We start from the raw sequence: 14,592 nt of genomic DNA on the forward strand, positions 1-14,592 counted from the left end.
AAATATAAAATCCACAAAACAATGTCATGTTCAGCCATTTACCTTGATCATTTCGGCAATTTAACATGTAAAAAGGCTAATTTACCTATTGTAAATTGCCTATAAAACTTTTTTTAGCGTCATTTAGGTCATACGCAAGTGAATATAAAAGAGACGGAAGGATTTAATATGAGCCGCGATACGATCAGTATCCATTTTGTCAATGCGGCTTTGACTGGCGTAAAACGCCTCGGCATGGATGTCGAAACATTGCTATCGCATGTCGGCATCGAAGCAGAACTGCTGCGCCAACCTAAAGCTCGAATTTCACCAGAACAATATACACGTTTCGTGAAAATGTTGTGGATGGTGACTCAGGATGAACACATCGGCTTTGATACCCAGCCTCGTCGCTTGGGTACCTTTGCGATTATGTGCCAACTGATCATTCATGCCAAAACCTTGGGTGATGCTCTGGAATTATCGACACAATTCTACAAACTCTTTGGAGATGAATGGTGTGTTGCGCTCGAGCGCGATAAACATGAAGCGCGTTTAGTACCTTTAATTCCAACAGAAATGGATCCGAATCATTTCATTACCGAAAGTATGCTGATGATTTGGCATGGCTTGGCATCGTGGCTAATTGAACGCCGCTTGCCATTAGAGCGTGTGCATTTTGGTTACTCACGTCCTGCACATGCTGATGAATATGATGCGCTGTTTTTCGCACCCGTGATGCAGTTTGACATGCCACGTACCGAAATTACCTTTGCGGCAGATTATCTCGATTTACCTATTCGCCAAAATGAAGAAACGCTCGAAGAGTTCCTGAAAGCAGCACCAGCACAGCTATTGGTTAAATTTAAAAACACCAATTCTTTAACTTCACGTATTCGCGAAGTACTGAAGAGTCAAATTGGTGAAGAAATGCCAACCTTGAATGACGTGGCTTCGATGTTGTATTTATCTCCACAAACGCTACGTCGTCGTTTAGCGGCTGAAGGTAAAAGCTACCAAGGTGTAAAAGATGCTTTGCGTCGTGATGCTGCCATTCATTTACTCCTCAATCCAAATCTGACCTTAGAAGACGTTGCTCAACAGGTTGGCTTTAGTGAAACCAGTACGTTCCACCGTGCATTTAAGAAATGGACAGGAGTGACCCCTGGTTTATATCGCCAACTACATGGTTACTTATAAGCCCTTCTAAACTTTCAGTTGAAGCCTAGATGCTAGCGTCCGGGCTTTTTTTATGCCTACTCATTTTAGATCGGTCTAACATTGCTACTTCCAAATGCCACACCTTATTTTAGACTGAGCATCGCCACACAATTGACCAAAACTATCATCATCGCCATGCCACTCTTGTCATTGCGCTTCAGCAAATTATCATTACACTCAAAACAACAAAATCAATGAACAAGACCCAAGGGATAACAATATGAGCGAGGCCTACATCATCGATGCCATTCGCACACCACGCGGAAAGGGAAAAAAAGACGGATCACTGTATGAAGTCAAACCGATTAGTTTAATCACCACCCTCCTTAAAGAATTACAACAACGCCATCATCTGGATACCACTAAGGTCGATGACATTGTTTTAGGCTGTGTCACACCAATCAGTGATCAAGGCGGAGATATTGCTAAAACAGCTGCGATTGCAGCGGGTTGGAACGATGATGTTGCTGGCGTTCAAATCAACCGTTTCTGTGCATCAGGTTTAGAAGCGGTGAATTTGGCTGCACAAAAAGTGCGTTCAGGCTGGGAGGATCTTGTGGTCGCTGGGGGGGTCGAGTCGATGTCACGAGTGCCGATGGGTTCGGATGGTGGTCCTTGGGCACTCGACCCTGAAACCAATTTAAAATCGTCTTTTGTACCTCAAGGCGTGGGCGCGGATTTAATTGCCACTTTAGATGGATATAGCCGTGCCGATGTAGATGCTTTTGCTGCTGCCTCACAACAAAAAGCAGCAGCCGCGCAAGCGCAAGGCTACTTTGACAAATCGGTTATCCCAGTCAAAGATCATTCTGGGGTGATGATTCTGGAAAAAGATGAATTTATTAAAGCCCATACCACCGCTGAAGGACTGGCTCAACTCAATCCTAGCTTTGCAATGATGGGGCAAATGGGTTTCAATGCTGTAGCCCTACAAAAATATCCAGAAGCACAGAAAATTAACCATGTGCATCATGCAGGGAATTCCTCAGGCATTGTGGATGGTGCAGCCGTGGTATTACTCGCCTCTGAAAAAGCCGTCAAAGAACAAGGCTTAAAGCCACGTGCCAAAGTGCTGGCAACCGCATTGGTGGGTACTGACCCAACCATCATGTTGACGGGTCCAGCCCCAGCAGCACGTAAAGCCTTAGCTAAAGCAGGCTTAAGTATCGAGGATATCGATCTATTTGAAGTCAATGAAGCCTTCGCTGCTGTAGTCATGCGCTTCATCAATGAACTCAAGGTGCCTGCCGAAAAAGTCAATGTCAATGGTGGTGCCATTGCCATGGGACATCCCTTAGGTGCAACAGGGGCCATGATTTTAGGAACTTTACTGGATGAGCTAGAGCGTCAAGGGAAAAAACGCGGGCTCGCAACCTTGTGTGTCGGTGGTGGTATGGGTATCGCCACAATCATTGAGTTAGTGTAAGGAGAAGCACATGAGCGCAATTCAATACGAAAAAAATGCCGACAATATTGTCATTCTTACGCTAAATTCGTCAGGGCAATCTGCCAATACCATGAATGCTGAGTTTCGCGATTCACTGGATGAAGTCAGCCAAAAACTTACAGCTGAAACTGAATTAACTGGCGTTATTTTCCGTTCAGCCAAAAAAACTTTTTTTGCAGGCGGTGACTTGGATGAATTAATTCAAGTGCAACCTGAACATGCCACCGATTTTTTCAACATGGTGGAAAAATTAAAAGCTAACCTGCGTCGCATTGAAACTTTAGGGGTCCCTGTCGTTGCGGCTCTTAATGGCACGGCACTGGGTGGCGGTTGGGAGCTTGCCTTAGGCTGCCATTACCGTATTGCGATCAATGATCCAAAAACTCAATTCGGTTTGCCTGAAGTGACCTTAGGTTTGTTGCCGGGTGGTGGCGGAATTGTGCGGATGGTGCGCCTACTTGGTTTACAAAATGCTTTTCCATTTCTAATGGAAGGCAAACCGTTTGGTGTCGAAAAAGCTAAATCTTTAGGTTTGGTGCATGAAACAGCTGCGAATGAACAAGAGCTCATGGACAAAGCGATTGCATGGATCAAAGCGCATCCTCAATCAGCACAACCTTTTGATGTGAAAGGTTACAAAATTCCGGGGGGTGATCCGAAAACCCCTGCGGTGGCGCAAATGCTCGCCATCGCCCCAGCGATACTGCGTGACAAAACCAAAGGCTGCTACCCTGCCCCTGAAGCCATTATGGCGGCAGCGGTAGAAGGAGCTCAGGTCGATGTGGATACCGCGTTACGCATTGAATCCCGCTATTTTACTGAGCTGACCATCGGTCAGATTTCCAAGAATATGATCGGCACATTCTGGCATGGTCTAAACGCCATTAAGTCGGGTGCTAGCCGCCCAGCGGATGTGGCAAAATGGCAAGCCAAGAAAGTGGGGATATTAGGTGCAGGAATGATGGGGGCAGGCATTGCCTACTCAACTGCCATTAAAGGTATTCCTGTGGTGCTTAAGGATGTCTCTATCGAAAATGCAGAAAAAGGGAAAGCCTACTCTCAAAAATTGCTAGATAAACGTGTTGCTCAAGGACGTTTGTCTACAGAAAAACGCGATCAGATTCTATCACTCATTACTGCAACGGCGGATGCTACAGACCTGCAAGGCTGTGACTTGATCATCGAAGCGGTGTTTGAGAACCAAGAACTGAAAGCCAAAGTGACACAAGAAGCAGAACCCTATTTAGCAGAAGGTGGTATTTTTGCCTCCAACACCTCAACCTTACCCATTACAGGTTTAGCAACAGCAAGTAAAGACGCCAAAAACTTTATTGGTCTACATTTCTTTAGTCCCGTCGATAAAATGCAGTTGGTGGAAATCATCAAAGGTCAAAAGACCTCTGCTGAAACGTTGGCAAAAGCTTATGACTTTGTTCAACAAATTTCCAAAACACCAATTGTGGTGAATGATAGCCGTGGTTTCTTTACCAGCCGTGTCTTCGGAACCTTTATTCAAGAAGGCATGCGCTTACTGGCAGAAGGTGTGCATCCAGCAAAAATTGAAATGGCGGCACTCAAAGCGGGTATGCCTATTGGTCCATTGGCCATTCAAGATGAGGTTTCGCTAACGCTTTCTGAGCACGTTGCCAATGAATCACGCAAAGCACTGCAAGCCGAAGGTAAAGACTTACCTAAGACTCCTGCCGATGACGTGGTACAGACCATGATTCATGAACTGAATCGTAAAGGTAAAGCCGCTGGTGCAGGCTTCTATGAATATCCTGAAAATGGCAAAAAATATTTATGGGATGGACTCAGTCGCTGGTCCAAAGAGCATACCATTTCAGAAAAAGAGATGATTGACCGTTTCTTGTTTGTACAAGCGCTTGATACTTTACGCTGCTACGAAGAAGGGGTTTTAGAGTCTGTGATTGATGCCAATGTCGGTTCTATTTTCGGGATTGGTTATGCTCCTTGGACAGGTGGTGCAATTCAATTCTTAAATCAAAATGGTGTGCAGCAATCCTTACAGCGTGCTGAGCAACTGGCAGCGCAATACGGCGAACGCTTTAATCCACCTCAAATATTGAAAGAAAAAGCCCAACGAAACGAAATTATTCAATAAGTGCTAAAAAAGTAGATCTGATTTGGAGGGGAACGACGCCTCCAAATCTAGCCAGTTTCGCAGCATTAAAACCAGAACAATTAAGCTTTTTATAAAATTTGGTCTGCATTCATCACATTTTATGTTATAAAGTTACATAATTTTTAACAGTTTCTTTTTTATCCATTGGGTTAATTGTTATGTCAGAAGATACTTCTCCTGAAAAATCTCCATGGGGTTGGAAAGCCCTCATTATTGCTACGATTTTAAGTATTCTTTTTCTGGTTATTTTTTATTTAGCGATGCAGAACGAACCTGACTATATGCCAGGTAAACAAAAGCTTGCACGTGAAGCTCAAGCCAGCAGTGCTCCTGTAGAGCACAATATGGACATGAGTGCTGAAGAACATGCTGCGATGAATGAATCCGCAGCCTCGACCGCACATCATGGTCATTAATTAATAAAACGCCATCTCCAAGAAGATGGCTTTTTTATGCTGAGCCGCTAAAGATTAACCTTGTTGTCAGCCAAGGACAGCTGCATGTCAATATGCGGAATCCCGCAATCCAAATATTCTTTCCCACAGACGTGGAAACCCAAATTTTGGTAAAATGCGATGGCATGCACTTGGGAAGATAATTGCAACAAAGGACGCTGTTGTTTCTGTGCTTGCTGGATAATTTCCAACATCAACAATTGACCAATGCCCTGCCCACGTTGCGACGCCACTACAGCCACACGGCCAACACTGTGATTCGGCAATAAGCGGGCGGTTGCAATCGCCTGTTCATTGTTATACACCACAAAATGCTGGGAAACCGTATCCTGTGCATCCCATTCATCGGTCTCAGCAATCTGCTGTTCCTGAATAAATACTTGCGTTCGAATCGGTTTGGCATCGCGCTGCATTTCAGCCCAAGTGCCCATGCGAATCTGTAAGGTCATCTTTCTATCCTCAGGCATTTGATTCAATCCACTTAACACTTAGCACCAATATCACGCTGATCCCATTGATTATTTAACAGTAATTCCAAGGAATGCTTTTGAATGCCATACATATTTTTTAAAGCTGCAATTTGAGCCAGTACCGCTGCATCAGGGGCAACAAAGTCTGCACGCTTGGTGGCTAAAATCATTTTATTTTTACTGGTATGTTCCAACGACACAAATTCGAAAACCTTGGTTTCATAGCCATAAGCTTTGAGCAGTAAGGCCCGAATGGTATCGGTCAACATTTCTGCCTGCTGTCCCGCATGAATACCAAACTGTAACATCGGCTGAATCACTTCGGGACTTTTCAGTTGTGGACGCAATTCCTTATGACAGCACGGTGCGCACATGATCATCTGGGCATTTAAGCGAATGCCGGTATGAATGGCAAAATCCGTGGCGACATCACAGGCATGTAAGGCAATCATGACATCAAGGCGTTCAGGTTGATAGGTACGGACATCACCTTGGAAAAAGTCGAGTTGTTGAAAATCCGATGCCTGTGCCACCTGCTGGCAAAACTGCACCATCTTTTCGTTCAACTCCACGCCTGTGACAAAGGGCACTTGCTGATGTTTGGCTAAATAGTCATATAAAGCAAAGGTCAAATAGCCTTTACCCGAACCAAAGTCAACCACACGCAAGGCTTGATCCTGCGTTGACAATTGCGTCAGTGCCCCGGAAAAAATTTCTACAAACTTATTAATCTGCTTCCATTTACGCGCCATGCTCGGAATGATCTGCGCTTGCGCATCAGTAATGCCTAAATGCTGTAAGAACACGCTGTCTTGCTCAACAAAACGATGCTTAGTTCGATCATGCGCCTGCGCTGGACGTTGTGTATCTGTACTGGCTCCCGTTTTGGGACTCAGTATCAATAAATCTTTTTTCTTATTGCGTTTAAGTTGCGCATCTTGATTCGCAGTAAATAAATTTGCTTGTTTACAACAACTCAAATAACGAGCAATGATCTGGACAGCATCCGTCAAAGGATAGTTTTTAGTGACATCTTGGGTTTTATAACGATAAAGCACATTTAAAACAGGCTGCTGTTGCAACTCGATGACCCGAAAAGTCATTTTTTCTAACTGCTGCATTTCTCCCTTATATTGGCTCAGAATTAAGCGATCAAAACTTTGTGTTTCAAGTGCTTGCTGCACAGTATCGAGAAACTGTTGTTCCTGAGCAGAAGGAGAAGTCGAGTCAGACATAGTATAAACCTAATCAAATTTGCGACTAAATTTTAAAGCGTCTTACACGAAAAGCAAAATTGAATTACTATACATTTGTATTTTTAATAAAAACAGCGATTATGAACACGCCACCTGTGCAAGATTATCATCCGACTGAAGAGCAGTTTAATGTCTGGAGCCATGCGCTTGGGGCTGTGCTCGCCTGTATCGCAACCATCTTGCTGGTCATTAAAGGCCATTACTTAAGCACAGGTCAATGGATTGGTCTTTGGGTGTATGGTTTGAGTATGATTCTGCTCTTTACGGGTTCCAGTTTATATCATATGGCTCAAAGCTATGAAAAACGGTTTTGGCTTAAAAAACTGGACCATACCGCCATTTATTATCTGATTGCCGGCACCTACACCCCTTTTCTTTCCATTGCCATCCCGACCGATAAAGCCCATAAGCTCTTAATCGCACTGTGGGTGATCGCACTAATTGGAACACTATTCAAATTAATTTTCATACATCGCTTTCAGAAAATTTCCCTCATCGCCTACTTAGTTATGGGCTGGTTGGCAGTACTGTTAATTGATGATATGCAACGTTATTTATCTGCTGAAGCTCAATTTTGGTTAGTCTTGGGCGGGCTAGCTTATACCGTTGGTGCATTGTTTTATGCGTTAAAACGGGTAAGATATACCCATGCGATCTGGCATGTATTTGTACTGATAGGCGCTGGATCACACTTCCTCGCGATCTATCTGTACGTGATTTAATCTGCTTCTCTCGAGTTTTAGTGACCCTAAACGAGTAGATGTAAGTCAGATTTTCCGTCGTTTTTTTAAGAAATTACGCCTTTTTTAAAAAGATTACGCTTTTAAAACTAAGTTTTTTTTAATTTTAGTAAGTGTAAGGTTCTCTATGGCGTCATCAACTACAGCTACATTAGAAGTAGCAACGAATTCTAAATTCCGTGTACTTACCGCAAGTTTGGTTGGTACGACGATCGAATTCTTCGATTTTTATATTTATGCCACTGCTGCTGTCATTATTTTTCCACATCTGTTCTTCCCTGCAAGCACAGATCCGATGACGGCGACGATTCAATCCCTCGCCACTTTTGCGATTGCCTTCATTGCCCGCCCAATTGGTGCGGCATTGTTTGGACATCTGGGTGACCGTATTGGACGCAAAGCCACTTTAGTCGCGGCTTTATTGACGATGGGGATTTCGACCGTCTGTATCGGTTTATTACCTACCTATGCCCAAATTGGGATTGTCGCACCGTTATTATTAGCGTTGTGCCGTTTAGGGCAAGGACTGGGTTTAGGTGGTGAATGGTCTGGTGCCGTATTATTGGCCACCGAAAATGCACCTGAAGGCAAACGCGCTTGGTATGGCATGTTTCCACAACTTGGCGCGCCAATCGGGTTTATTCTAGCGACGGGCTCGTTCCTAACGCTCGGTGCATTCATGTCTGAACAAGACTTTATGCAATGGGGTTGGCGCATTCCGTTTATTGCCAGTGCCATTCTCGTGATTGTGGGTCTTTGGATTCGTCTTAAACTGCACGAAACACCAGCATTCCAAAAGGTGCTGGATAAACAAAAAGAAGTCAATGTGCCATTCAAAGAGGTCATGACCAAGCATCTGCCTATGCTGGTTTTAGGCACCATTGCCGCGATTTGTACCTTTGTAGTGTTCTATCTGACTACCGTGTTTGCACTCAACTGGGGAACCACCAAACTCGGTTATTCCCGTGCAGAATTTTTAGAATTACAACTGGTCGCCACCCTGTGTTTTGCGGCCTTTATTCCACTTTCTGCAGTATTGGCTGAAAAGTTCGGACGTAAAACCACCTCAATTGCGGTTTGCGTACTTTCTGCATTATTTGGCTTGGTCTTCTCTAGTATGTTGGAATCAGGTAATACCTTCGTGGTGTTCTTATTCCTGTGTACAGGTCTGGCGATTATGGGACTGACCTATGGCCCAATTGGAACAGTATTGTCTGAAATTTTCCCCACCTCGGTTCGCTATACCGGTTCGGCCTTAACCTTTAACTTGGCTGGTATTTTTGGCGCTTCTTTTGCTCCACTGATTGCCACTAAATTAGCCACAACTTACGGCTTATATGCGGTAGGTTATTACTTAACAGCAGCCTCAATCTTGTCCCTTTTGGCTTTCCTCGCCATTCGTGAAACTAAAAATGACGATGTAAACAATCAAGTGTAATTCCTGTCACACCCGATAAGAAAAAACTGCAACGACAAAAAGCCCCTCAAACTTCACACTGTTTGAGGGGCTTTTTGATGCCGGTAAAGCAAAGACTTTACGCTATTGGAGCTTAAACCAATTCAATAATATCAATGGTCGGTGGGACACGAAACCGAAAAGGGACACCGACCATGCCTGTACCTACTGTCACAAAGACATCGGCATGTTCATGGTTATAAAGTCCTTTTTTATGCCCTAAAATTGACACTTTCTTCATGACATAATCAGTTAACCAAGGTAATTCTACTTGCCCACCATGGGTATGTCCCGAAAGCATTAACGGACGATTCGGAAGTTTAGGTACCATATCAACGGTATCTGGGTTATGTGAAAGAATCACCCATGGCTTATCTTGAGGTAAGTCGGGCATATAACGCATGTCTGCCTTGCCGGCCCATAAGTCACCCACCCCAATTAAACGAAATTCTTCAAACTCGACAATCTGCCCTTCAATATCAATAACCTCATTCACACTTAAGGCGTGACTGAGCAAAGCCTGAATTGGTGGGCCTGGATACTGTTCATCGTGGTTGCCATAGACAGAATACACAGGCGCCTGAATATTTTTCAACGGTGCCAGTTCATCCGCCAGCGTATCTTCAGGTTCATAAGTCCAATCGCCTGCCACCACCACCAAATCAGGTTGTTGCCGGTTCACTTTTTCCACAATAATTTTGAGTTGTCGCTCATGTCCAGAAAATAGACCAATATGTAAATCTGCAATTAGGGCGATTTTCACGGGTTTCTGAATGCGAGACCCTGCATCCAGTTGATATTGAGTGGTTTTAACTTGCACACAATGCGGCTCGATAAATCTGGCATAAATCAACACCAGACTAAGCAAGAATACAAAACCAGCTTCATGCAACGAGTAATAACCACTCCAACCTGCATAGAGGCTAAATATAACCAACGGCCACAATAAATAAGACAAATAAAAGGCGAGTAAATGCACAAAAGCTTTAAACGGATGGATAGTTTCAGTATGCGACTGGCTATGCCATGCCTGTGCAATCGCCCAAAGGGTGATGAGCACGAAACTTCCATAAAAAATGAAAATCATGGAGTCAGTTGTCAATATCATTACTCACTGTACCAGTTACTAATTATCTATTTATATTTATCTTTTCATAGCTGACTATTATACTCAAACTTAATCTAGCTATTATAGTGCAAGAGTATAATGGGTCCGAGCAATCACGTTGTGCAACGTCAGTCTGTCATCAAGAAGAAAACCTACTCGAAAGCAGGACTATTGCTTTGTAGCAGCCTATTATTGGGCTTACCAGCCTGCTCGACTCTTCCTCAATATACGCCACAACCTGTGGTCAATTCATTTGATATTGACACATCTCATACATCTTTAGCCAAAATTATCACCCCATTACGTGAACAAAACCCCAACCTTACGGGTTTTCATGTCCTGAACGATCCTTTGGAAGCGATGGCTGCGCGTATTCATTTAATTGAACGTGCCGAAAAAACCCTCGATTTACAATATTATATTTGGGACAACGACAAGATTGGCGCGATTGCGCTACATGCCATTATTCAAGCGGCAGACCGCGGTGTTAAAGTGCGCATGCTGATTGATGACAATAACGCTGGCAAAATGGAAGGCGTCTATCTGGCACTGGCTCAGCATCGTAATATTGATGTCAAACTATACAATCCCTATGGCTTTCGTGACTTACGTGCCATGGACATTCTGCTCGACCTCAAGCGTGTGAATCGCCGCATGCACAACAAGAGCTTTATTGCCGACAATCAGATTGCACTGATTGGCGGACGCAACATGAGCAATCAATACTACAATGTCAGTGATCATTACCAGTTCTCTGATGTTGATGTCATGTTAGTGGGAACTGCTGCGGATGACATTGCATCTTCATTTAATGAATACTGGAATGATGCCTATGCTTACCCAGTCAATCAAATTGTCGATCCAAAAAAATACACCCTGCGTTATGAGGGACTTAAGCAGCAAGTGAATGATCACTATGCAGATGTCACTGTACAAAATTATCTCGATTTGGCCAATCGCTCGCATGCTTTTGAAGAATGGCTCAATCACAGTATTCAGTTCGACTGGGTCAAAGCAGAAGTGGTAAAAGACTCTCCGAACAAAACACGCGATAAAGCTGCGCCTGAAGACTATTTAAATCACCAACTCATTTCACATCTAGAAGCCCCAAATGAAAGTCTGGATATTGTTTCGGCCTACTTTGTACCAGAAACCAAAGGGGCCGATGTTCTAGAGAAAATTTCGCAAAAAGGGGTTCAGGTTCGTGTCTTGACCAATTCATTTATCGCCAATGACGTTGCTTTAGTCCATGCTTTTTATGGTAAATACCGACAAGGCCTGCTGGAAAATGGTGTACAAGTCTATGAATTTCTAGCAGCTCCGGAACAGGAAAACCTGTATCACAATACAGAAGAGCTGTCGAAAAAAGCCAAAATCAGCTTAAGAGGTTTAAGTCGTTCCAGTCTACATGCCAAAATGCTGGCCATTGATGAAAGCCAAGTCTTTATCGGTTCTTTTAATTTTGACCCGCGTTCGGCTTATCTCAATACTGAAATCGGTGTGATCCTCAATAGTCCACCTTTAGCCAAAGCTGTGCACGAAACAATGGATCAAAACCTGTCCAAATATGCCTATAAACTGGTGTTAGATGCCAATAATAAAATCAATTGGCAGCTCACACATCGTAACGGCGAAGTCAAAATCTACACCCAAGAACCCAAAATGAAATGGTGGCACAAAGCCGGGGTAAAATTTATTTCATGGCTGCCTGTAGAAGGCTTTATGTAATGCCAATATTTGGGCAGCGCTTAAACTAAAGCGCTGTTAGATAAAGCCTCAGTGGAGTGCAAAACCCGTTGATGTAATTGGGCTAAACCCTTGATCATGTCCCGTTGCACCATCGCAGTTAAACTTTCAAGGCTATGACCTTGCGTCGCAATCGAAGGTAGGATCAATAAATGTGCTGTGACTTTCGGCATTTCCAGCACATTTTTCACATGATCAATGAAAGTCACCTCGCCAACAAACGGCGCCACCAGATCTAATTCACCCTGCTGATTGACATAGCAAATCACACAGATTTGCACGGGGCGTTGTGCTTCAATCGCAGCACCTAAAATTCGTCCATGAATTTTTTTAATGCGGGTGCCATCCGAAGTTGTGGCTTCAGGAAAAAATAGCACGGGAATGTCTTGTTTCAGAAAGGTCGCAATCTGTTCACGAATTTTGATTGAGTCACCCGAGCCACGTTTAATAAATAAAGTCCCACCGGCTTTCGCCAATTTACCAAACACCGGCCACTTTTCAATTTCGGCTTTGGCTAAAAAAAAGACCCGCGCTCCTGAACCCAACACTGCAATATCCAACCACGAAATATGATTGCTGACCCATAAGGCTGGTTCATGCGGAATCTGACCATGCACCTCAACCTCGATATTAAAAACCTTGCAGAGTTGGCGACAAAAATATTGTACATAACGCGTGTTATTGGCATTGTTCGGGTCTTTATATAAACCATGACGAGCAACCAAATAAAAACCTTCAGAAACAACGCCCAAGCCAGCACCAAGCTTACGCCCGTACAAAAAAAACTTAGAAATTGGATTTAATGAAGAGGTTGGAGCAGGTGAATTTTCTTTCATAAATTTATTACTAACCAGCAAAACAGTGTCAATATTTTGAGTTCACTTTGACCATTCTATACTGTTCAATCCATGCTTGCACTGATTATAAAAACCGAATCTAAGCATTACAAAATCCAATTTTCATTCGTATGACAACTTGATTATGATGAATTTATAAACAGTAGGATCCATAGGTGAGCCATATGCATACTCATACCCCACCTCGTAAATCTAAATCACATCATCATCACTGGATACATGTACTGCAAATGATCATTGGCTTCAGTATTTTGTATTTCGCCGTCATCATTCTGTTTGCTAAATTATTCGCAGCAACATTATAAATCGACTAATCTCAAGCATCTCAGCCCTTTTTCCACTAGAATAAAGTTTTAAAGCGGAGAAGCGGCTGAGTGGCAAATTTAAAACGACATCAAGGTGGTGAAAGAATTATCTTGGTCAGTGTTTCTGTGCAAATGCTGGAAGATCTTGATGCCGAAGAATTCAATTTGTTGGCACAATCTGCAGGTGCAGAGATATTGGCTCATGTCCATGCACAACGAATTAAACCAGATGCCAAGCTGTTTATTGGTTCAGGCAAAGCGGAAGAAATTGCCGAACTGGTCAGCGAACATGAAGCGGATTTGGTCATCTTCGATCATGCCCTGACGCCTGCCCAAGCTCGTAATTTAGAACAAATTTTAAAATGCCGTGTAGTGGATCGAAATGAACTGATTCTGGATATTTTTGCGCAACGTGCGCGAACCTTTGAAGGTAAGTTACAAGTCGAGTTAGCCCAGCTCCAACATTTATCCTCTCGTTTAATCCGTAGTCGCGGTACCTTAGACAGTCAAAAAGGTGGCATCGGTTTACGAGGTCCAGGTGAAACCCTCCTGGAAACCGACCGCCGACTGTTAAAAATTCGCATGGGGCAGTTAAAAGCCAAACTAGACAAAGTCCGTCAAACACGATTACAAGGTCGTGTTGCCCGTCAAAAAGCCGCAGTACCCACCGTTTCACTGGTTGGGTATACCAACGCAGGCAAGTCCACCCTCTTCAACGTACTGGCCAAAAGTGATGTCTATGCTGCTGATCAGCTCTTTGCCACACTCGACCCTACCCTACGTCGCCTGTCATGGGAAGGAATTGGTACGGTTGTGTTAGCTGATACGGTTGGCTTTGTCCGCAATCTTTCTCACTCTTTAGTCGAATCTTTCAAAGCCACGCTAGAAGAAACGCTGGAAGCAACCTTGCTGTTACATGTGATTGACTCCAGCAGCCCCGAAATGCTGGAACAGATTGAAGCCGTTGAAAAAGTCCTGAAAGAAATTGGCGCCGATGTTCCAGTACTCAGGGTCTATAACAAAATCGATCAAAGTGGTGAAGATGCCAAAATCATGTACTCCCAACCCAACCTGCCTGAACGCGTTTATGTTTCAGCACATACGGGGCAAGGGATTGAGTTGCTGCAACAAGCGGTGCATGAATGTCTCATGAGACAAATTCAGACTTTTAATTTAGTGCTGAAGCCACACTACGGCAAATTCCGCACCCAACTTTATACCCTCAATGTGATTCAAACGGAACATTATGATGATGCAGGCAATCTTCACTTAACCGTTAAAATTGCTCCGTCCAAATTAGAACAACTGATTCGACAAGCGCATTTACCGCTAAACGAAGTGCTTGGGGAACAAGCTGCTATATTTCAGAGAACTCTGGAGGAGTTTGAAATCAAACCCTAAATCGG

13 protein-coding genes are annotated in these 14,592 nt (G+C 43.7%); 9 read left to right on the plus strand and 4 right to left on the minus strand.

The annotated features are described in order from the left end of the window. Positions 1–168: 168 nt before the first annotated feature. The 4 genes from AC6CHI_RS14185 to AC6CHI_RS14200 all read left to right on the plus strand — a co-directional run bounded on the left by AC6CHI_RS14185 (position 169) and on the right by AC6CHI_RS14200 (position 5,209). Positions 169–1,179: an AraC family transcriptional regulator gene (locus tag AC6CHI_RS14185; RefSeq protein WP_498122041.1), complete on the plus strand. Its 1,011-nt coding sequence runs from the start codon at positions 169–171 to the stop codon at positions 1,177–1,179. Positions 1,180–1,420: 241 nt separating this feature from the next. Continuing rightward, a complete protein-coding gene (locus AC6CHI_RS14190; RefSeq protein ID WP_498122042.1) occupies positions 1,421–2,626 on the plus strand; it encodes an acetyl-CoA C-acetyltransferase in 1,206 nt (401 codons plus the stop codon). A 10-nt stretch (positions 2,627–2,636) separates the two neighbouring features. After that, the gene (locus AC6CHI_RS14195; protein WP_498122043.1) at positions 2,637–4,772 is read left to right on the plus strand and encodes a 3-hydroxyacyl-CoA dehydrogenase NAD-binding domain-containing protein; all 2,136 of its coding nucleotides are present in this window, start codon (positions 2,637–2,639) and stop codon (positions 4,770–4,772) included. A 179-nt stretch (positions 4,773–4,951) separates the two neighbouring features. After that, positions 4,952–5,209 (plus strand): hypothetical protein, encoded by a 258-nt coding sequence (locus AC6CHI_RS14200; RefSeq protein ID WP_498122044.1) that lies wholly within the window; start codon positions 4,952–4,954, stop codon positions 5,207–5,209. 47 nt (positions 5,210–5,256) lie between these two features. Here AC6CHI_RS14200 and AC6CHI_RS14205 read toward each other — a convergent pair whose 3' ends face one another. Then, complete coding sequence (locus AC6CHI_RS14205) at positions 5,257–5,697, minus strand: GNAT family N-acetyltransferase (RefSeq protein WP_498122045.1); 441 nt, start codon at positions 5,695–5,697, stop codon at positions 5,257–5,259. Between the two features lie 32 nt (positions 5,698–5,729). Further along, a complete protein-coding gene (locus tag AC6CHI_RS14210) occupies positions 5,730–6,953 on the minus strand; it encodes a class I SAM-dependent methyltransferase (protein WP_498122046.1) in 1,224 nt (407 codons plus the stop codon). A 101-nt stretch (positions 6,954–7,054) separates the two neighbouring features. On the opposite strand from AC6CHI_RS14210, the gene trhA reads away from it, so the two are divergent. Further along, positions 7,055–7,696, plus strand: coding sequence for a PAQR family membrane homeostasis protein TrhA (gene trhA / locus AC6CHI_RS14215; RefSeq protein ID WP_458893286.1), 642 nt, complete (start codon positions 7,055–7,057; stop codon positions 7,694–7,696). 145 nt (positions 7,697–7,841) lie between these two features. Further along, positions 7,842–9,152, plus strand: a complete 1,311-nt coding sequence (locus AC6CHI_RS14220) for an MFS transporter (RefSeq protein WP_498122047.1) — start codon at positions 7,842–7,844, stop codon at positions 9,150–9,152. Positions 9,153–9,264: 112 nt separating this feature from the next. Here AC6CHI_RS14220 and AC6CHI_RS14225 read toward each other — a convergent pair whose 3' ends face one another. Beyond that, positions 9,265–10,278, minus strand: a complete 1,014-nt coding sequence (locus AC6CHI_RS14225; protein ID WP_498122049.1) for a metallophosphoesterase — start codon at positions 10,276–10,278, stop codon at positions 9,265–9,267. A gap of 99 nt (positions 10,279–10,377) precedes the next feature. Between AC6CHI_RS14225 and AC6CHI_RS14230 the strand changes: the two genes are divergently transcribed. Next, positions 10,378–12,006, plus strand: a complete 1,629-nt coding sequence (locus AC6CHI_RS14230) for a phospholipase D family protein (RefSeq protein WP_498122050.1) — start codon at positions 10,378–10,380, stop codon at positions 12,004–12,006. A 20-nt stretch (positions 12,007–12,026) separates the two neighbouring features. Here the strand turns inward: AC6CHI_RS14230 and AC6CHI_RS14235 are convergent, their stop codons facing one another. Continuing rightward, entirely contained in the window at positions 12,027–12,860 is an 834-nt protein-coding gene (locus tag AC6CHI_RS14235) for a lysophospholipid acyltransferase family protein (protein WP_458893290.1), read from the minus strand. A 185-nt stretch (positions 12,861–13,045) separates the two neighbouring features. Here AC6CHI_RS14235 and AC6CHI_RS14240 point away from each other — a divergent pair, with 185 nt between their 5' ends. Both AC6CHI_RS14240 and hflX read left to right on the plus strand, forming a co-directional pair. Beyond that, entirely contained in the window at positions 13,046–13,186 is a 141-nt protein-coding gene (locus AC6CHI_RS14240; RefSeq protein WP_498122051.1) for a hypothetical protein, read from the plus strand. A gap of 69 nt (positions 13,187–13,255) precedes the next feature. Beyond that, positions 13,256–14,587, plus strand: a complete 1,332-nt coding sequence (gene hflX / locus AC6CHI_RS14245) for a ribosome rescue GTPase HflX (protein ID WP_498122053.1) — start codon at positions 13,256–13,258, stop codon at positions 14,585–14,587. Positions 14,588–14,592: the final 5 nt, after the last annotated feature.

This window comes from Acinetobacter sp. GQ146 (assembly GCF_059758585.1).